Source organism: Paenibacillus thermotolerans (assembly GCF_028745515.1).
Taxonomy (GTDB): domain Bacteria; phylum Bacillota; class Bacilli; order Paenibacillales; family YIM-B00363; genus Paenibacillus_AE; species Paenibacillus_AE thermotolerans.
On the sequence record NZ_JAQZSG010000028.1, the window covers coordinates 12,975 to 33,522 of the forward strand.

Annotated in this window: 13 protein-coding genes; all 13 read left to right on the top strand. The window is 53.4% G+C overall.

Features of this window, described 5'->3' with window-relative positions; translation table 11 throughout:
* The first annotated feature begins 136 nt into the window (after nucleotides 1-136).
* The 13 genes from PT964_RS19860 to PT964_RS19920 all read left to right on the top strand — a co-directional run bounded on the left by PT964_RS19860 (nucleotide 137) and on the right by PT964_RS19920 (nucleotide 20,515).
* Complete coding sequence (locus PT964_RS19860) at nucleotides 137-1,567, top strand: type 2 periplasmic-binding domain-containing protein (protein ID WP_274365096.1); 1,431 nt, start codon at nucleotides 137-139, stop codon at nucleotides 1,565-1,567.
* A gap of 70 nt (nucleotides 1,568-1,637) precedes the next feature.
* Complete coding sequence (locus PT964_RS19865) at nucleotides 1,638-4,553, top strand: extracellular solute-binding protein (protein WP_274365097.1); 2,916 nt, start codon at nucleotides 1,638-1,640, stop codon at nucleotides 4,551-4,553.
* Nucleotides 4,554-4,563: 10 nt separating this feature from the next.
* Nucleotides 4,564-5,514 (top strand): carbohydrate ABC transporter permease, encoded by a 951-nt coding sequence (locus PT964_RS19870; protein WP_274365098.1) that lies wholly within the window; start codon nucleotides 4,564-4,566, stop codon nucleotides 5,512-5,514.
* A 4-nt stretch (nucleotides 5,515-5,518) separates the two neighbouring features.
* Complete coding sequence (locus tag PT964_RS19875; RefSeq protein WP_274365099.1) at nucleotides 5,519-6,382, top strand: carbohydrate ABC transporter permease; 864 nt, start codon at nucleotides 5,519-5,521, stop codon at nucleotides 6,380-6,382.
* A gap of 5 nt (nucleotides 6,383-6,387) precedes the next feature.
* Nucleotides 6,388-8,460, top strand: a complete 2,073-nt coding sequence (locus tag PT964_RS19880) for a YIP1 family protein (RefSeq protein WP_425262770.1) — start codon at nucleotides 6,388-6,390, stop codon at nucleotides 8,458-8,460.
* Between the two features lie 13 nt (nucleotides 8,461-8,473).
* Nucleotides 8,474-11,062: a DUF5696 domain-containing protein gene (locus PT964_RS19885; RefSeq protein ID WP_274365101.1), complete on the top strand. Its 2,589-nt coding sequence runs from the start codon at nucleotides 8,474-8,476 to the stop codon at nucleotides 11,060-11,062.
* A gap of 2 nt (nucleotides 11,063-11,064) precedes the next feature.
* Nucleotides 11,065-11,970: a carbohydrate ABC transporter permease gene (locus PT964_RS19890; protein WP_274365102.1), complete on the top strand. Its 906-nt coding sequence runs from the start codon at nucleotides 11,065-11,067 to the stop codon at nucleotides 11,968-11,970.
* Nucleotides 11,971-11,984: 14 nt separating this feature from the next.
* Entirely contained in the window at nucleotides 11,985-12,935 is a 951-nt protein-coding gene (locus PT964_RS19895; protein ID WP_274365103.1) for a carbohydrate ABC transporter permease, read from the top strand.
* 13 nt (nucleotides 12,936-12,948) lie between these two features.
* On the top strand, nucleotides 12,949-14,112 hold the full coding sequence (locus tag PT964_RS19900) for a GntR family transcriptional regulator (protein ID WP_274365104.1): 1,164 nt from the start codon (nucleotides 12,949-12,951) through the stop codon (nucleotides 14,110-14,112).
* 66 nt (nucleotides 14,113-14,178) lie between these two features.
* Nucleotides 14,179-15,051 (top strand): sugar phosphate isomerase/epimerase family protein, encoded by an 873-nt coding sequence (locus PT964_RS19905; protein ID WP_274365105.1) that lies wholly within the window; start codon nucleotides 14,179-14,181, stop codon nucleotides 15,049-15,051.
* 534 nt (nucleotides 15,052-15,585) lie between these two features.
* Nucleotides 15,586-16,308, top strand: coding sequence for a copper homeostasis protein CutC (locus tag PT964_RS19910; protein ID WP_274365106.1), 723 nt, complete (start codon nucleotides 15,586-15,588; stop codon nucleotides 16,306-16,308).
* Between the two features lie 25 nt (nucleotides 16,309-16,333).
* The gene (locus tag PT964_RS19915) at nucleotides 16,334-19,471 is read left to right on the top strand and encodes an alpha-mannosidase (protein WP_274365107.1); all 3,138 of its coding nucleotides are present in this window, start codon (nucleotides 16,334-16,336) and stop codon (nucleotides 19,469-19,471) included.
* 45 nt (nucleotides 19,472-19,516) lie between these two features.
* On the top strand, nucleotides 19,517-20,515 hold the full coding sequence (locus PT964_RS19920; protein ID WP_274365108.1) for an asparaginase: 999 nt from the start codon (nucleotides 19,517-19,519) through the stop codon (nucleotides 20,513-20,515).
* The last annotated feature ends 33 nt before the right edge of the window (nucleotides 20,516-20,548 follow it).

Here is a 20,548-nt window from a genome sequence, read left to right on the forward strand (position 1 = left end):
TTATATCCTGAAGATATAACACCTGAGGTCGCCATTTGGAAAGCGGTTACCGTCCTAAGAGGATGTGAAGCCGTTTATCCTTGGCAAGGCGGCAATTTATTCATTTTCTTCTAAAATCAGGGGGAGGATTCAACGCATGCGTCATTTGAAACTGCGCAATTTCTTGATCGTAGCTTTGGCAATTATGCTTGTTTTGTCCGTTATCGGTTGCGGGAAATCCAACAGCGGGTCGGAAGATAACACTTCCAGCGATCAGCAAGAAACAACTACGCCAGAGGATAACACGGCTACAACGGATGAACCGGCTGAGACGGTTGATAATATTCCTGACCTTGGCGGCGACACGATCAAGATCGGCTCCTGGTGGGACGGCATGGATCCGCGTCAAATCGCAGAGGCAGATCGCGGCCCGTCTGACGAATTGGCGATTCAATTGATCAACGACACTGAGAAGAAATACAACGTAAAGATCGAATTCGTTAAGTTCGGCGATTACGGTAAATACGTTGAAAACCTGACGACTACCGCATTGTCCGGCGAACCGTTTGCAGACATTGTCGCGCTTGAGTTGTTCTGGTCTTTCCCGACGCTTGTGAATCAAGGCTTCCTGGCGCCGATTGACGACCAGGTCGACGTATCCGACAAGACAGAATATACGGATTGGTTGAGATCGGCCGGCACGTTCCAAGGTCATCAATACGGCTACTATGACGGCACTCCTTCTCCGTTCGGTTTGATTTACAACAAGACGCTCGTTCAAAAGCTCGGCTTGCCTGATCCGTACGAGCTGCAAAAGAGCGGCGAATGGACTTGGGAAAAATTCCGCCAGTTCATGAAAGATGCAACGAAAGACACGAATGGCGACGGCAAAACCGACGTATGGGGCTTGACAGGCGGTTGGGACGGCTTGGCGCGCATCACTGAAAACTTCCTCTATGCGAACCAAGGCGCCGTTACGAAAGAAGAGAACGGCCAGGTTAAATTTAATCTTGACAGCCCGAACTCGATCGAAGCGCTTTCGTTTGTAAGCGATATCTACAATGTTGACAAGACCGTTCAAACGCCGCCGGAAGGATCGGATCCGTTCAAGGAATTCACATCGCAGAACGGCGTTATGGTTGCCGGCTTCAACTGGAACATCGGCGATTTGGTTACGAACATGCCGGATCAAGAGCTCGGCTACGTATTTTTCCCGAAGGCTCCGCAAGCAAACGGTTACACGACGTTCACGCCGTACGGCAACATGTTCTTCGTCGTGAAGCAATCGAAGCATGCCGATATCGCTATGAAAATTTATGATGAAATCAGCTTGAAATCCAAGCTCAAAGAGATGGCGCTTGAAAATTGGAAGCAAGGCTACCCGACAATGGACATGGTCGACACGCGCTCTCAAATGTACGACACCGTTCAGTACTCCGGCGACTACTTGTCCGTACCGGACGGCGGCACATTGTTCTCTCAAGTCATCGACGATATTACGAAGGGTAAAATAGCACCTTCTACTGCAGTCGACAAAGTGAAAGGTCAATTCGAAGGCAAGATCGCAGAATTGAACGCATCCAAGTAATGTAAACAGAACAATGCCCCTGATCCCTAAAGATAAGGATTGGGGGTATTGTTTGAAAGGAGTAGGTCCTATGTGGCGTCCGTCGCCCAAATTGATTTCTATGCTAACGGCTGCAGCCCTTGCCTTTTCGGTTGCCGGTACGGACCTGATGGTCGGAACGAGCTTTGCCGAGGGGCAGACCGCCGGCGGCGCGACCGCCAAATTGGACAGCCCGCTCATCAAAGGCAGCTATGCCGAATACTTGTCTCAGTATCAAGACGAGCCAAAGGCAACCCGCGATATCGTGATCGAAGGGGAAGCCTTCAGCAAAGCCGAAGGCATGAACGTAACCGTCCTAGATAACTATGAAGGTTTGCAGGGCAAGGCGATCCGAACGGAAGAAAGCGGGTCCGTTGCGTGGAGCTTCGATGTCGAACAAGAAGGATTGTATGAGATCGGTCTGCACATCTACAACGTAACAGGAAAAGATGCCGATATCGAGCGCGAGCTCTCGATTGACGGCGCCTCCCCGTTCTCGGAAGCCAAATCCCTTGTGTTCCACAGAATTTGGAAGAACGCTTCGGATGAGGTAATGCGGGACGAACGGGGGAACGATCTGCCGCCCGATCAGGTGGAAGTCCGCATGTGGCAGGACGTTCTGTTGAAAGATGACAGCGGATATAATCTTGATCCGTATCTTTTTTATTTTTCTAAAGGAAAACATACGATTCAGCTGACATCCGTAAGGGAGCCCTTGGCAATCGATTCGATTACGTTAAAGAAGCCAAGCGCGCCGCCTACTTACGATGAGCTGGCGAACACATATAAGGAAAAAGGCTACGAACCTGCCAAAGACGTCATGGTGAAGGTTCAAGGCGAGGACGCGACGTTCAAATCGTCTCCGTCGCTTCAACCGTACAACGACCGCTCAAGCCCGGCGTTGGAACCGTTTCATGTGTCGAAAATCCGCAACAATGCAATGGGCGGATACGGCTGGCGCATTCCGGGCCAATGGATCGAATGGGAAGTCGACGTGCCCGAAGACGGCCTGTACCAGATTGCGTTCAAAAACAGGCAAAACTATTTGCGCGGCTTCTCCGCTTTGCGCACGCTGACGATCGACGGCGAGCTGCCTTTCGAGGAAGCGAAGCAGATCGGATTTGCATACGGAAGCCCTTGGCAAATGACAGTGCTGGGTAAAGATGCAGAAAATCCGTATAACTTCTATTTGACGAAAGGAACGCATCGAATTCGTCTGGAAGTGGCATTAGGCGACCTTGCGAACGTGCTGCGGTCGGTGCAATCCAGCATTCTGGATTTGAACGGCATGTACCGGAAAATTATCAGCTTTACCGGTTCGAGTCCGGATACGTTCCGGGACTATCATCTTGAAGATCGCATACCGGACATGTCGGAGGTATTCGCCGAGCAGAGCGCGCAGCTATATAAAGTCGCGGCTTATATTGACGGACCGGGCGGCAAGAGCAGCGACCGGACGGCGGTGCTGAATTCGTTCGCGTGGCAGCTGAAGGATATGGCGGAACGCCCCGATACGGTGCCGTCGCGCCTAAAGCAATTCAAAGACAATGTCGGTGCGCTCGGCGCATGGCTTCTGACGACGAACGAGCAGCCGCTGACGATCGACTATGTCATTGTCAGCTCGCCGAACGCGAAGCTTCCGAACCCGGAAGCAACCTGGTTTCAGGATGTGAAGAGCTCGATTCAAGCGTTCTTCGCATCGTTCTATGAGAAATACGACGATTACAGCTCGGATTCGAGCGATGATAACTCCATTTCCGTCTGGGTCACCTCCGGACGCGACCAGGCGCAAATTATTAAGCGTCTGATCGACGGATCGTTCACGGCCAAGACCGGCATTCACGTAGACATGAAACTGGTTTCCAGCGACGTGCTGCTTTCCGCCACGATTGCAGGGGCGGGGCCCGACGTCGCGCTGCCGGTGACGAACGATTTGCCGGTCAACTTTGCAAGCCGCAGCGCGCTGGAGGATTTGTCGAAATATCCCGGCTTCCAGGACGTAGCCAAGCGGTTTAACGCGGAATCGTTCGTGCCGTATCAGTACGACGGCGGAATTTATGCGCTGCCGAACGAGCAGACGTTCCCGGTGCTGTTTTACCGGAAGGACATTATCGAGGATGAGCTGCATTTGAAGGTTCCGGAAACGTGGGACGAACTTTATGGAATATTGCCGACGTTGATGAAGCATAATTTGCAGTTCGGCTTCGCGGGCTTGGCTTTGCCGGCAGGCGCATCCGCGATGCCGCCGAACCCTGCTTACAGCATGATGCTGATGCAGAACGGCGGAACGTTCTATACCGATGACCAGATGGCAAGCGCTTTGGACAACGAGACGGCCATTCAGACGTTCAAGCAATGGACCGATTTCTACGTTTATTATAAAACGCCGGTTGAGTTTGATTTCGCCAATCGTTTCCGCACGGGAGAAATGCCGATTGCGATCGCCGATTATACGGAATTCAACAAGCTGAGCGTATTTGCGCCGGAAATTAAAGGCTTATGGGATTTCGCGCTTGTTCCGGGCGTTGTGTCGGCCGACGGTTCTCTTCACCGCGAAGTGGCCGGCTCCGGCTCCGCGGCGGTAATGTTCGAGAAGACGAAAAACAAAGACGCCGCATGGCAGTTCCTTGATTGGTGGACGAGTAAGGAAACGCAAATAACGTTCGGGCGCCAAATTGAAACCCGCCTCGGGATTTCGGGCCGATATCCGACCGCCAACTTGGAAGCGCTGGCCCAGCTGCCGTGGCCGACTCGCACATACCGCACATTGCAGGAGCAGTTGGAATGGCTGAAAGGTATTCCGGAAGTCCCGGGCGGCTATTTCACCGGACGCCATCTGGACAACGCCTTCCGCAGAGTGATCAACCAAGGCGACGATCCGCGCGAATCGCTCGACTACTATATTAAGTATATCAACGACGAGATTACGATGAAACGCAAGGAATTCCATCTTCCTTATAAGAAATGAGGGTGTCACCATGAAACAACAGGTACAGGAAGCGGTGCGCCTTCCCGGAGCGGGGGTACGGAAAGTACCCTCCCGCACGTTCGGGGAAATGAAGAAAAATAAGCATGCTTATGTGCTGCTGGCACCATATTTTCTTATCTTCTTCGTTTTTACGGTCGGTCCCGTTCTCATGTCCTTCTTACTTAGTTTTACCCATTTTAATATGTTGGAACCTCCCACCTGGGCCGGGTTTGAAAATTATGCCCGCCTGGCGGTTAAGGACGATGTGTTCCTGATCGCGGTCAAGAATACGCTGCTGTTCGCTGCTATTACAGGACCGATCAGCTATATGGCCTGCTTCTTGTTTGCATGGCTCATCAACGAGCTGCCGCCTAAGCTGAGAGCGTTCCTGACGCTGGTGCTTTATGCTCCGTCGATTTCCGGCAACGCCTTTCTGATCTGGGCGCTGATGTTCTCGGGCGACGCTTACGGATATATCAACTCCTTCCTGATCAACTGGGGCTTTATGCTGGAGCCTGTTCAATGGCTGAAGGATTCCCACTATATCCTTGGCATTCTGATTGTCGTGCAGCTTTGGCTCAGTCTCGGCACATCGTTCCTGGCGTTTATCGCCGGGCTGCAGACCGTTAACAAGAGCTTGTACGAGGCGGGGGCCATCGACGGCATCCGAAACCGTTGGCAGGAGCTATGGTTTATAACGCTGCCGGCGATGCGCCCGCAGTTGATGTTCGGTGCGGTGATTCAAATTTCCGGCGCATTCGCGGTTGCGGATATTTCGATTAACCTCGTCGGTTTCCCGAGCGTCGATTACGCAGGGCATACGATCGTGACTCACTTGATCGACTACGGCACAATCCGCTATAACCTGGGGTATTCCTCGGCGATTGCGACGATTTTGTTTGCGCTCATGCTCGGCACCAACTTGATTACACAGAAGCTTTTGCGGAAGGTGGGTGACTAGAAGAATGAAGGCGATTTTTAGGAAAAGATTAAATCGCTCTTGGTCGGTCGATATTCTTCTTTTCCTCCTCCTAGCCAGCGTGGCCGCTTTTATGGCGCTGCCGCTCGTGTTTGCGATCAGCAACGCGTTTAAGCCGTTGGACGAAATTTTCGCGTTCCCGCCCAGATTTTTTGTCCGTAATCCAACGCTGTATAACTTTAAGGTGTTGCCGGACATTGTTGCGGATTCTTGGGTACCGTTTTCCAGATATGTATTCAATACGTTCTTTATCGCTATTGTCGGTACGGCGGGTCACGTCATCATTGCGTCGGCCGCCGCCTATCCGCTCGCCAAGCTGAAATTTCCGGGACGCAACATACTGTTTCACATCGTCGTGCTGTCCTTGATGTTTACGTCCTATGTCACGGCCGTTCCGAACTATATGACGATTTCGTGGCTTGGCATGTTGAACACGTATTGGGCGATCCTTCTGCCGGCATTCGGCTCTACGCTCGGACTTTATCTCATGAAGCAGTTCATGGAGCAACTTCCGGACGAATTGATCGAAGCCGGCAAGATCGACGGCGCCAGCGAATATCGTATTTTCTGGCAGCTGGTCATGCCGATCGTTAAGCCGGCTTGGCTGACGCTCATTATCTTTTCGATGCAGGGGTTATGGTCCAGCAGCTCGGTGAGCCATCGATTCATCTATAGCGAACAGCTGAAGACGATCGACTATGTCTTCGGCCAAATCGCTGCCGGCGGCATCGCGCGTACAGGACCGGTCGCGGCCGTAACCTTCCTGATGATGCTCGTGCCGATCACAGTGTTTATCGTTACGCAAAGTAACGTGATCCAGACGATGTCCACATCGGGCATGAAAGAATAGCGGGGGTGACGGTCTTGACCTTGAAAAAAATACTAGCAACGCTGTTCGCCGCCGCTCTCATGTTATCCATGGCGCCTTTCGCGTTAGCGGAGCAGGCTCCCGGTTACAATTATTCGTTCTGGGGCGAGCCGAATCCGGCACCCGCAGCATATGTGGTTGACAAGACGTTATATGGAGAGGACATAGGAGCAGGCAAGCTCTCTTCTCCGCAGGATTTATACGTGGCAGCCGACGGAAAAATGTATTTGGCGGATACGGGAAACAACCGAATCGTCGTAATGGACGATCAATTCCGTATGCAAGCCGTATTGCGGGAATTTGACAACAACGGGAAGCAAGACTCGTTTAATCAGCCGGAGGGCGTATTCGCAGCCCCGAACGGCGACATCTATGTTGCAGACACGCAAAACCGGAGAATCGTCGTGCTGACGGCGGAAGGCCGTCTGATCAGGCAATTCGGGCTGACCGAATCGCCTTTGATTCGGTCCGTATTCCAGTACACGCCGACGAAGGTGGTAGCGGATAAAGCCGGCCAGGTTTACGTCATTAGCCGCGGATCGTACGAAGGGATCATGGAATTCGATTCGGACGGCATCTTCCAAGGCTTTATAGGGACGAACCGGGTGAAATTCGATCCGATCGATCTGTTGTGGAAACGGATTTCTACAAAAGCGCAGCGCGAACAAATGGCGCAGTTTATTCCGACCGAATTCAACAACGTCGCAATCGAGCCCAACGGGTTTATGTATACGACCACTTCGGAAGAGATGGACAGCAATCCGATCAAGCGGCTTAATATTTCAGGCATTGATGTTTTGAGGAGCAAAGGTTATTTCGACCCGAGAGGGGACGTTAAATTTTCCATGAAAGGCAGCCGTCCGGGCAGCTCCATCTTCGTAGATGTAGCGCCGGATGAAGCGGGCATGTACAGCGCGCTCGATTCCAAACGCGGCCGCATCTTTACTTACGATAAGGACGGCAACCTGCTGTACGTTTTCGGCGGCTTGGGGAGCCAGCAAGGGCTATTCCGGACGCCTGTCGCGATCGGCATGCTCGGCGAACGCACGCTTATTCTCGATCGGGATTTAGCCCGTTTGACCGTGTTCCGTCCGACGGAATACGGTCTTCAGCTCCGAAGCGCCGTTCGGAATATCGAGGCGGGCAAAGCCGATCAATCTACGGCTGCTTGGAAGCAAGTGCTTAAGATGAACAGCAACTTTGAAGTCGCTTATATCGGCATCGGCAAATCGCTGCTGAAGCAGGGCGACAACAAAGAAGCGATGAAGTATTTCAAGCTGGGCAACAACCGCGAATATTACTCCGAAGCTTTCAAACGGTACCGCCAAGAGGTCGTATTCGATAACTTCGGTTACATTGCAGGGGGCGTGATCTTGATCGTCGTCCTGATCTATGGTGCGTTAAAGCTTGCGAAGCGCCGCACGGCGGGCGCCTTCTACCAGGAGGTAGGGGTGCTGAAAAATCCTTTCTATACGATGCTTCATCCGTATAAAGGGTTCTGGGAAATGAAGTTCGAGCAGAAAGGCCGGGTAAAAGTCGCCTTCTTGATCCTGCTGCTGCTCGCACTGTTCTCGATCATCAAGCGGCAATTCAGCGGTTTCGTTGTGAACTACAACAACTTGGCAGATTTTAACAGCTTGAATGAATTTAAGTTTGTTTTGCTGCCGTTTGTTCTATGGGTTATCGCGAACTGGTCGATTACCACCCTGATGGAAGGGGAAGGGAAATTCAAGGAAATCATCATGGCCACCGGCTATGCCTTGATGCCGATGGTAATCGTCGCGCTGCCTCAGACGTTATACAGCAACATCATTACGATTGACGAGGGCTCATTCTATCATTTGCTGGAGACGATCGCATATGTATGGTCCGTCTGGCTGCTATTCGTCGGGACGATGACCGTGCATCAATATACGCCCGGCAAAACCGTCGTCACGATGCTGCTGACGCTCGTAGTGATTGGCATTATCCTCTTCCTTGGCTTGCTGTTCTTCAGCATGATTCAGCAGATGGTCAGCTTTGTCATATCACTCTATCATGAAATCGGCTTCAGATTGTAAAGGGGGGGAGGATATGACGACGACAAAGAAATGGTTGATCGGAATTTTATGTGTGTTGATCGCAACCGCCGGCGTTTACTTCGGGTTTCGCGGCTTGGGCGGCGACAGCGCGGCACCCGTCGTTGCGGCGGCCGGCCCGGCTAAGGCTGTTGGTCCGCTTTCTCCTCCCGTACAGGGGAAAGCTTCTCCCAACTCCGCAGAGGAGCTGGCGGCGCTTGCGAACATGGAGAAAGCTGCGGAAAATAACGATTTAGCGCTCTACGTTAACCGGGAAACGGCCGAAATAGCGGTTCGGCAAAAGAAGGACGGCTATGTCTGGTTTTCCAATCCGGTCGGCAAGGAGAACGACGCAATCGCCTCTCCGCTTTTCAAGTCGGAGATGGCATCGCAGCTGACGGTGACCTACTACAATAGCAAGGGACAATTGTCCACCTTCAACAGCTATGATGAGAGCGTTAGGAAAAAACAGTTTACGATCAGCCAGACTCCGGACGGGATCAATATCGAGTACGTGATCGGCAAGGTCGCAGCTCCGACAGAAGGCATTCCTAAGGCGATATCCAAGCAGCGGATGGAGGAGAAAATCCTTAGCAGGCTAGACGACGAAGAGATGAAGAAGTCGCTGCTCTATAAGTACAGGTACGATGAGAAGAAGCAGTTGTACACGGCTCGGACGATGAATAACCATGTCGCGGAGGAAGTTGCTCTCATACTTGAGAAGGCGGGCTATACGAAGGAAGATGCCGCTTGGGACAACGAGGAGAACGGTCTCGGTGGCGCGGGAGATGCCGTTGAAGCAGTCCAGTTCACCGTTCCGCTTCATTACTCTCTTCAAGACGATCAGGTCGTCGTTTCCGTTCCGCTTGGAGAAGTGAAGTATCCGAAATCGTTCCCGATCGCTTCGATCGGCGTTCTGAAATATTTCGGTTCGGCGGGAGGGGATAAACAAGGCTACATGCTCGTTCCGGACGGCTCGGGGGCGCTCATTCGTCTGAACAACGGCAAGCTTGCCGCGGAACCACTTACGCTGCCGATCTATGGCCCCGACGGTACGTATGTTGTAAAAGAGAAGGTACAGGAAAACGAGGTTTCGAGATTGCCGGTCTTCGGGATGAAACAGAATGATCGTGCTTTCATCGGGATCATTGAGGACGGCGATGCGCTGGCGTCGATCACAGCAGACATAAGCGGGCGTTACGGATCGTACAACAGCATCGGCACCGATTATCAACTGATCACGATGGACTATTATACGTTGACTTCGGGAACTCGCAGCAGCTCCGTTCCGATGTTCCAGAAACAGCCGTATAGCGGCAATATTCAAATCCGTTACGCATTCGCGGATGGCGCTGCCGCCGATTACGTCGGCATGGCGACGCTGTATCGGAGCTACCTGGTCCAAAAATACGATTTAAAACCTTTATCTGAAGAGGAAAAGTCTCCGTTCGTGTTGGAGGTTGCAGGAGCGTTTCGTAAGCAAAAGTCGTTCCTCGGCGTTCCGTATCAGTCAACGGAAGCGTTGACGACGTTCGACGAGACGAAGCAGCTGCTTGATCTGCTCCGAAACAATGACGTAAGCCGGGTCGCGCTCCGCTATGTCGGCTGGTTTAACGGCGGCATCAGGCATGACTCGCCTGCAGACATCAATCCTTCCGGCGTGCTCGGCGGAACGAAGGGATTGAAGCAGCTGGCCGATTATGCGAAGAACAACGGGGTCGAGCTGTTTCCGGATACCGCGTTCCTTCAAGCCTACAAAAATACGAAAACCGCCGCGGAGTTTTTGAACCGCAACAAAGCGAAAGTGTATGAATACGATCCGATTATGCATACGCAGGACATGGAGAAGTTTTCGCATTATATCGTCTCGACAGCCAAGCTTTCCGGCATTGTCGACGGGTTCTTGAACGATTACAAGAAGCTTGGCATCGGCGGCTTGTCGCTGAGAGATCTCGGCGGCGAGGTGAACTCCGACTATACGCCATCCCATCCGGTCGACCGCCAGTCGGCACTGGAAACGATTGAAGGCGAGCTCTATTCCATCAACAACGCGACGAATTCCGTAATGGTCAGCACAGGCAACGCCTACTCGCTGCCGTACGCGAAGTGGGTCGTGCATGCGCCGACGCGCAGCTCGGGCATGAATCTGGTGGACGAAGATGTGCCGTTCTATCAAATTGCGCTGCACGGTTACTTCCAATTGGCGGGCGAACCGTTCAACATGGCGGGCGACCAAAATCCGCGTCTGTCGATGCTTAAGGCGCTCGAGACCGGCTCGAACGTATATTACCAATGGTTTTTCAATGAGCCGTCCGTCGTGAAGGACACCGATTTCAACGGGCTATACGCCTTGTACTATAAAGATTGGTTCGATGAAGCGGTGAGCATTTATCAGGAAGCGGACAAGGTGCTCGGCAGCGTCGGCAATCAGCCGATCGTCGGACACCGCAAGCTTGCGGACGGAGTCTATATGACGGTTTTTGCGGGCGGTCAAACGGTTACGGTGAATTACAATCAGAAGGCGGTCACGGTCGGCGGGGTTACCATCGACCCGCAAAGCTACAGTACGCAGGTTAACCGCGATTTAGCGAAAGGTGGGGAGTGAATATGATGAAGAAACGGCTGACTCTCGAACAGAAGAGAGCCTGGATGGGCGTCCTGTTCTCAACCCCGCTTATCATCGGTATGATCCTGTTATTTGTACTGCCGCTGATTCAATCGCTAAGATACAGCCTTAGCACCATTCAATTGAAGGAAGGCGGCTTTGAAGTCGTCTATAAAGGATTCGGGCACTATACGAGCCTGTTCACCACGAACCCGGATTATCCGAGGATGCTGACGGAATCCATCGTCAACATGGTTGTCAACGTGCCGATCATCGTCATCTTCAGCTTGTTCGTGGCGGTGCTGCTGAATCAGAACTTTAGAGGGCGGGCGTTTGCGAGGTCCGTATTTTTCCTCCCGGTTATTTTGACATCCAGTGCGATTGCAGGGATCAGCATCAGCTTCTTCGTCGGCGGCATGACGATGGGGGGGATGGGCGGAGACCCCGGCGCCGGGCAGGAAAGCATTATGAAAAGCTTTGAGCTGCGGAAGATGCTCTTGGATTCGGGCTTCCCGCCGAGCATTGTGTTTTATTTAACCGGAGCGGTCGATCGGATTTACGACATTATCAGCGCCTCCGGCGTCCAAATATTGATCTTCCTGGCCGGTTTGCAGTCGATTTCCCCTGCGCTGTATGAGGCATCGAAAATCGAGGGAGCGACCGGGTATGAAATTTTTTGGAAAGTAACGTTCCCGATGGTGTCCCCGCTCATTCTTACGAACGTCGTTTATTCCATTATCGATTCGTTCAGCTTAAGCCCGGTGAACGAGTTGATTCGCAGGGCGGCATTCTCGCAGTTCAACTTCGGTCTGAGCGCGGCGATGTCCTGGGTGTTCTTCCTTGTGGTCGCCATTATTTTGTCCGTCTCGGTCGGACTCATCTCTAGAAAAGTGTTCTATTACGATTAAGGGGGGAAAGCGGAATGAAACTGCCTGCAGCACAACTTAATCGGATCGTGGAGCAGCACCAGCCGATCGAGAAAGCAAAGCACTGGTTATGGATCATCGCGCGGACGGTCATGATCGCGGGTTTCTGTTTTATTATTTTGTTCCCGCTGTTTTTACGGCTTTCCGTCGCGTTCCGAGACAAGGCGGATATTTATGACCCGACGGTGCTTTGGATTCCTAGGCATTTCACATGGGATAACATCAGGCTCGCGATCGAAGGGATCGATTATCCGACCGCTCTGTTGAATACAGTGCTGATTTCGGGAGGAACGACGCTCGTTCAGTTGATTTCTTGCTCGCTCGCGGCATACGCGTTCGCGAAATTAAAGTTTCGAGGCAGCGGTCTGTTGTTTGCGCTCGTCGTGTTCACCATTGTCGTACCGCCGCAAACGATCATGATTCCGGTTTACATGACGTATCGCTATTTCGATTTGTTCGGTCTTGTTCCGTTGCTGACAGGTCATAAAAGCTTCAATCTGATCGATACGTTCTGGCCGTTCTTTATTTCTTCCGGCACCGCGATGGGCCTGAAGAACGGATTGTATATTTATATTTTCCGGCAATTTTTCCGCGGCATTCCGAAGGAGCTGGAGGAAGCGGCTCTCGTGGACGGCAGCGGCATGCTCCGCACGTTCGCTCGCATTGTGGTGCCTAACGCGGCTCCGGCGTTCATCACGGTGGCGCTGTTCTCTTTCGTATGGCAATGGAACGACAGCTATTATGTTTCGCTGTTCCTGAGCCGCGTGAAAGTATTGTCTACCGAGCTAATGGGTATGGGCATGAACTTGAAGGAGCCGGATCCGATCTATCAGCTTATGCTGATGAATACAGGCGTATTCCTGATGATGATCCCGCTCATTATTCTCTATCTATTCGTACAACGGCACTTTGTTGAAAGTGTGGAAAGAACCGGAATTACGGGTTAATGAGGGACGGGATGTGAATTCATTGTTGAATGGCGAGAAGCCATTGTACAGTCAAATTTTCGAAATATTGCGCAGCCGGATTGTTCGCGGCGAATATACCGCCGATCAGCAGCTGCCGACTGAAGTAGAGCTTGCCGAACAATTCAACGTCAGCCGGATCACGTCGAAGCGGGCATTAATCGAGCTTGAGCGCGTCGGGTTGATCTACCGCCGAAGGGGCAGCGGAAGCTTCGTCAAGAACCGGGAGGAAAGCCGAAAGTTTGCCGCGGGAGAGCAACCGGGAATCCCTACGGGCCAGATTGTTTCGATGATCATCCCGTATGTGGCCTCAAACAATATGCTGGGATATATTCCGGGGCTTTCCGCTTATTTGGAACAAAAGGGGTACTATCTCAGCATTCACAACAGCGATTGGAGCAGCGAGCAGGAACGCGACCTGCTGCGGTCATTGCCCAAGCGGGGAACGTCGGGAATTATTCTTTATCCGGTCAGCACGGAGCGCAATTTGGATCTTGTTCATTCCCTTCATTCGAACGGCTATCCGATTGTGACCATCGATCAGTATTACAGCTCTCTGACTATGGGGAGCGTTGTTTCGGACAATTATAACGGGTGCTATATGGCAACCGGCAAGCTGGTCGAACTGGGACATAAGCGTATCGCTTTCTTGTCCACCATCGACATTCAGTACCGTTCTACCGTACGGGACCGGTTTTTCGGCTATTGCAAAGCGCTCTCCGACAAAGGCATAACGCTGGATCCCGATCTTATATTCAGCCAAATGCCTCCGGAGGCCGAAACGAGTCCTATGAGCCGAAAAGCTTTCTACAAAACGGTGCTTACCCAAATGCTCGACCTGCAAGTAACGGCAATACAGGCGGAACACGATATGGTTGCCTTCGATGTCATTAAGGCGGCAATCGAGCTCGGAATAAGCATTCCCGGTCAGCTTTCGATCGTAGGCTTTGACAACAACCAAGAGTTTGCGCTTCACGCGGACGTTCCGATCACGACGGTCGAACAAGATTACGTGGAAATCGGCAAAAGGGCCGCCATGCTGATCGTCTCTCAATTGGAATCCGGAACCCGTCAACATGAACGCGTAGACGTCCCTGTTTCGTGGATTCTCAGGGAATCGGCCGGTCCCGGCCCGGAAGCGAACAATTTGAACGACTAGTACCTTAATGAAGCTTTCTTGCGGTACAATGTCTTTAAAATGAATAAATGACGGGAGAGGTTGCGTGTGAAAATCGGTTTGAGCTCTTACAGCTTGCTTGCAGCGTTAAAAGACGGTTCCATGCATGTGCTGGATATTCCTCAGTGGATTAAAGAAAACGGCGGAGAGCATCTGGAGCTCGTTCCCTACGGTTACACGCTCGTAGACAATCCGGAGCTTGCCGACGCGCTCCGGGCAAAGGCGGATGAAGCGGGGATCGAGCTGTCCAACTACAGCTTGCCGGCGAACTTCGTACAGGAGACGGAGGAGGCGTTCGAGGCGGAGGTGGAGCGGCTCAAGACGCATGTCGATTTGCTTCACCGAATGGGTATCCCGAGCATGCGCCACGATGTGACGGCGTTTACGCTTCCGCCGGAAAAGCAGACGCTGGAATATTTCGAGAATTCGTTCGGGCAAATCGTGGAAGGAAGCCGCCGCATTGCCGATTATGCCGCCGGGTTCGGGATAACGACTACGATTGAAAACCACGGCTTCTCGGTGCAGTCCAGCGAGCGCGTGCAGCGGGTGCTTCGGGCGGTGAACCGAAGCAACTTCAAGACGACGCTTGACGTAGGCAATTTCCTGTGCGTGGATGAGCAGCCGATTATCGGCGTAATGAACAACCTGCCGTACGCGAACGTGATTCACTTCAAAGATTTTTACATTCGGCCGTATTACAGCAATCCGGGCGGCGGGGATTGGTTCCGCACGACGCACGGCAACTATTTGCGCGGCGCGATCGTCGGGCAAGGCGACATTGAAATCGTCGAGATCGTCAAGCTGATAAAGAAGTCCGGCTATGACGGATATATTACCGTTGAGTTCGAAGGGATGGAAGACTGCAAAGTCGGCTCCAAAATCGGTATGGACAATCTTCGCCGAATTTGGAACGAAGTATAGTTATAAGGCAGACGGCGACTGTAGCCGGGCTATGTCGGGAGGGGGACCGTGAGGTTCCCCTTTCTGGTATATTAGTAAGCATAAATTTTTCGGATACGGGCACCCCTTTTTAAACTTCGACTTCGTGATCGTATCAAACTTTGAGCTTAGTGGAAGCTCTAGACTCAAAAATTGATACTATTCCACTAGCTGTTACCCTAAAGTACGGCGTCTGTTGCTCATACGCTCAAAAAATGATCTTAAACCCACAGAACTCACTTGAAGAAAGCCAATAAGCTAAATTTTTGAAACTAACCAATCTGATATGCTCTATTTATGAGCAAAAGATTGTAGCCAATAAACAGGCACGCTAAAGAGGAACGGGTTTGGAATATGCCGGGGAAACGGTGCAAGCCGTAAGGTTCGTAAACGGGCCTAGCGGCTTTTAGGAAAGAAATAAAATATATCAACTGTTTACACGATACCTAGTAAAACATATAATTAATACGTATTTAGTTTATTAGATATAACAACTTTTTGCTGTGAGTGTGCGATATGACGGATATGAAATATATGTTAGAAATTATTGCGACGAGCGCGGCCGATGCGAGAGCCGCAGAAGCGGGCGGCGCGGATCGGATCGAGCTGGTAAGCGCCATCTCGGAAGGCGGTCTGACGCCGAGCTTCGGCATGATCGAGCAGGTCGTCGGGTCCGTGAGCATACCGGTGAACGTCATGGTTCGCCCGCACAGCCGTTCGTTCTGCTACGATGCGGACGAGATCCGGCTGATGCGCCGGGACATTCGCGTCATCCGGGAGCTTGGCGCCGCCGGCATCGTCGTCGGCGGCTTGACCCGTGGCGGAGCGGTCGATACGGCGGCTCTCGCCGAGTGGCTGGAGGAAGCGGAGGGCGTCGGCGTGACGTTCCATCGGGCGTTCGATGAAGCGTCGAATTTGCGTGACGCTTACAACACGCTTGCCCGTTATCCGGGCGTGCATCGCATTCTTACGTCCGGCGGCAAGCCGAAAGCGCCGGATGCGGTTCGCGAGCTCGGCGAGCTGGCCTCGTTGCGCCGCAAGTCCGCCGGTCCCGCCGTAATGGCCGGTTCGGGTCTTGAAACGAGTTCGCTTTACGGCTTTGTGAAAGCAAGCGGAGTAACGGAGGTTCACCTCGGTTCAGGGGTACGCAACCAAGGAAGCTATCTTGAACCGATATCGGAAGCGCTTGTCGCCGAGGCGAAGCGGGCGTTCGAAATGGCTGTGCGAGAGCAACAGTGATCAGCATACAGGGAGGCAGCAGCTTATGTTTTTGACCGAATCGAAATTGGAAGCCAGACTCCGAGAGCTGTCGGGTTATAGATATCGAGACGCCCGTACGATTTCCGAGTGGAGAAGCAAAGTAGACGAAGCCGGTGAAATCGGAGCGTATCCGACGAAGGACGGCGAATGGAAAGCGATGAAGGTCGGGGACCGCTGGAAGGGACGCGACCTATATTTGTGGCTTGACGCCGATGTGGATGTTCCGGCGGAATGGGCCGGCAAGCGGGTGCTCGGGCGGTTTGATTTCGGCGATACGGGCGGCGGAAACAATTCCGGCTTCGAATCGCTGTTGTTCCTGGAAGGCAAGCCGTATCAAGGAGTCGACTCCAATCATAAGGAAGTATTTCTTCCCGCGGAGACTGCAGGCCGAACGGTATCGTTCACGTTCCGGCTATGGTCGGGCCTTGAGGGCGGCGGCGTCCCGAGAGATCAGGAGCACGCGATCCGTATGTCGGAGATTTGCTGGCTTGACGAGACGGCGGACGATTTCTTTTACACCGCTTGGGCCGTATTCGATACGGTTAAAAATTTGGACGCGAATCAGAGCGAACGCGCGCTGCTGCTGAAGGCGCTCGACGGCTCGTTCCGCCTCATCGACTGGTCTCGTCCGGGCTCCGGCGCGTTTTACGATTCGGTTTATGCTGCCAGACAATTCCTGGAGGATGAGCTGAACCGGCTTGAGAAGCATCACAATGTAACGGTGTACGCGATCGGCCATACGCATATCGACGTCGCCTGGCTTTGGAGATTGAAGCATACGAGGGAAAAAGGAGCCCGTTCCTTCTCGACGGTGCTGCGTCTAATGGAGCTTTTCCCCGAATATATTTTCTTGCAGACACAGCCTCAGCTGTATGAATATATAAAGCGCGATTACCCGGAAATATACGAGAACATCCGCAAACGGGTGGCGGAAGGGCGCTGGGAAGCGGCGGGAGGTATGTGGCTTGAGGCCGACTGCAACCTGACCTCCGGCGAATCGCTAGTGCGGCAAATTTTGTACGGCACGAAGTTTTTGCGCGACGAGTTCGGCGTGGAATGCGATTATTTGTGGCTTCCGGACGTATTCGGCTACAGCTGGGCGCTCCCGCAAATTTTGAAAAAATCCGGCATCGATACGTTTATGACGACGAAAATCAGCTGGAACCAGTATAACCGCATGCCGCACGATACGTTCAAGTGGCGCGGCATAGACGGCACCGAGGTGCTCACGCACTTCATCACGACCCCGGAGCCTTGGTCGCAGCCGGGCTCCTGGTTCTACACGTATAACGGCAGAATTATGGCCAAGACGGTTAAAGGAATATGGGACGCGTACCGGGATAAAGAAGTAAACCAAGAGCTGCTGCTTTCGTACGGTTACGGCGACGGCGGCGGCGGGGTCAACCGCGAGATGCTGGAAATGCGCAGACGGCTTGACCGCATTCCGGGCTTGCCGCATGTAAAGACGCTGACGGCGGGCGAATATTTCCGCAAGCTGCAGGATACGGTGGCTTCCACGGACAGCTACGTGCATACGTGGGACGGCGAGCTGTACTTGGAGTATCACCGCGGGACTTACACAAGCCAAGCCTACAACAAGCGAATGAACCGCAAGCTCGAGCTGCTGTACCGCGAAACGGAGTGGCTGTCCGCGGTAAGCGAGCAGTTGAGCGGAGGCAAGTCCGTTTATCCGGCGAAGGAATTGAACGAAGGATGGAAAATCATTCTCCGCAACCAGTTCCACGACATTATTCCGGGGTCTTCGATTCAAGAGGTATACGAGGACAGCCGGGCGGAATACGCCGAGGCGGAGAAGCTTGCGGTTGACGCGTGGAGCCAAGCGGCGAACGGACTTTCCGCCGAGCCGAACGCGAAGCAAGTGACGGTGTTCAACTCAGCGCCTTGGACGAGAGAAGACGTACTGGTCGTCCCTGCGGACGGTAGCGGGAAAGGCGCTTGGCTCGACGCCCGCGGCAACGAGCTGGAGGCGCAGCATAACGGCTCCGAATGGGTCGTTAAGACCGGCGCGCTCCCGTCGATGGGCTGGAGCACGCTTACGTTCGAAGCCGGCGCCGCCGTCTCGAAGCCGGCAGCCGCTCCGTTCGAATCGCGGCCGAACGGCATCCGTACGCCGCATTACAGCATCGAATGGAACGAGCACGGTCAGCTCTCATCGATCTTCGATCTCGCCGAAGAGCGGGAAGTATTGGCGGAGGGAGCCCGCGGCAACGTGCTGCAAGTGTTTGAAGACAAGCCGCTTGCTCACGAGGCTTGGGACATCGATTTATTCTATCAGGAAAAGTCGAGAGAAATTACGGAGCTGCAATCGGTGCGCTTGGTCGAGTCGGGCCCGGTGCGCGCGGTTGTTCGCTTCGAGTGGAAATACATGGATTCCGTCGTGAAACAGGACATGATCGTATATGCCGGAAGCCGCCGGATCGACTTTAAGACGGAGGCGGATTGGCAGGAGCCTAAGCAGCTGCTTAAAGCGGCGTTCCCGGTCGCGGTCCGCTCCACGGAAGCGACCTACGACGTGCAGTTCGGCAACGTCAAGCGGCCGACACACTGGAATACGAGCTGGGACTATGCGAGATTCGAGACGGTCGGTCAGCAATGGGCGGATCTTTCCGAGCAAGGATACGGCGTCAGCCTGCTAAACGATTGCAAATACGGCTACGACATTAAAGATCATACGATCCGCTTGTCGCTCATCAAGTCGGCGACGCATCCGGATCCGAACGCGGACCGCGGCTATCATCTGTTTACGTACGCGCTGCTGCCGCACTCCGGCAGCTGGATCGACGGCGAGACCGCGCAGGAGGCATGGCATCTGAACCAGCCGCTTACGTGGATCCGCGGCGCGGCGGCACAGCCGGAGCTATCCACTTTCAGCATCGCCGGCGACCATATTATGGTCGATGCGGTGAAGCAATCGGAGGACGGCGAGGCGATCGTGCTGCGGGTGCATGAATACGCCGGCGCGAGAAAGAAAGTCGAAATTCGCAGCGGGCTTTCCGTCGAAAGCTGGCAGGAATGCGACCTGATGGAACGGCCGGAAGGCGAGCCGGTTCGCGGCGAACCGATTCGTTTCTTTATCAAGCCGTACGAAATTAAGACATTCCGGATTTCGATTCGAACATAATTCGTTCCCGGCAATGAGCGGGAAACGTTCTCGGAGGGATGAACCATGGCGGAGGTTTTGGTTGAAGAGCATCGCGGCGGCGCGCTGGAAAACGTGCATCACGGACATATTTGCGGGGTCGATGAAACAGGCCGTGTCATTTACAGCGCAGGAGACCCGGAATGGGTTTCCTATATGCGCTCGGCCGCCAAGCCGTTTCAGGCGATTCCGTCCTTCGTGCACGGCATCGGCGCCAAGTTCGGGCTTACCGATGAGGAGTTGACGATGCTTACCGCTTCGCATCGCGCCGAGCCGCACCATATGAAGGCGCTCGAGTCGATGCTCGGCAAAATCGGAATCGACGAAAGCGCGCTCGTTTGCGCCTCGACGTATCCGTTAAGCCCGAAGTTTCGGGATTTGCTGGTCGTTGAAGGCAAGCCTCAGCGGCGCTTATACCATAATTGCTCCGGCAAGCATCTGGGCGTGTTGGCGCTCTGCAAAGCGATGGGTTACGGCACCGACGGATACGCGGACAAGGATCATCCGGCGCAGAAGGAAATTTTGGAGGCCGTTTCGGCGTTCTCCGGGCTGTCCGCCGACGAGATTACGCTCGGCATCGACGGCTGCGGCTTTCCGGTTTTTGCGCTGCCGCTGCGGAATATTGCAAACATGTTCCTAAAGCTTGCCTGCCCGGATTTGCTGGAGCAGCCGGAGCTGCGCAAAGCCGCCTCCGAGGTTTCCCGGCTTATGAACGAGAATCACGATTACGTGTCCGCACCGTGGTTCATTTGCTCGAATTTGCTCAAGGACCCGAACATCTCGGCCAAGGGCGGAGCCAAGGGCATCTACGGGTTTGCGCTGCGGAAGGAGCGCATCGCGTTCGCGCTGAAGGTGCTGGACGGCTCCGAGGACGAGTGGCCGTTAATCATTGCGTCCATTCTGGAACAGATCAATTACGACAACAAAGAGACGATCGAACGTATGTATCGGCTCTCGCAAAGGGAGATAAGAAACGACGCAAGCATCGTAGTGGGAAGCAGCAAAGCGGTATTTCATCTACAATAGAAGCCGCCTACTTGAAACGAGGGATGACAGAAC